Origin of the sequence: Actinocrinis puniceicyclus, from assembly GCF_018283645.1 — a bacterium.
Lineage (GTDB): Bacteria > Actinomycetota > Actinomycetes > Streptomycetales > Catenulisporaceae > Actinocrinis > Actinocrinis puniceicyclus.
The window spans coordinates 1-392 of the sequence record NZ_JAGSXH010000409.1 but is presented as its reverse complement, the minus strand read 5'-3'; the positions used below and the strand labels follow the sequence as shown (position 1 = coordinate 392).

Genomic DNA, 392 nt, shown 5'->3' with positions numbered 1-392 from the left:
GAGCTTCAGCGTGACCGTCGCGCCCTGCGCCAGCGGCCCCAGAAGTGAAAGAACGTAATCCATCTACGAGCTACGAGAATCCATGGCTAAACGGCGGCAGCCAGCAAGGTCAAAGGCCCAGGCACTGGCGCGGCCAAGGGCCAGCGGCAGCCGCGCAAGGGCCGCCCCGCAGCGCCGGCTGCGTCCCCCTTCCCGCATCGCGCAGCGATGCGAGAGAAGGGGGAAGCGGCGAAGCCGCTCAGGGGGATGCGCGCCAGTTATTTGATGATGTTCTTGCCGAACCACTGCGTCGCGATCGTGGCCGCGGCGCCGTCCTGCTTCATGTCGGCGAGCGCCTTGTCGAGGCGGCCCTGCAGGGCGGTGTCGTCCTTGCGCACGCCCACGCCGTATTC

The 392-nt window shown here is 67.9% G+C and carries 1 protein-coding gene; it reads right to left on the bottom strand.

Annotation, left to right across the window (positions count from 1 at the left end; all coding sequences use genetic code 11):
- Positions 1 to 257: 257 nt before the first annotated feature.
- Positions 258 to 392, bottom strand: a 135-nt coding sequence (locus KGA66_RS32395) for a transporter substrate-binding domain-containing protein (RefSeq protein WP_211472944.1), incomplete at its 5' end; no start/stop codon positions are given.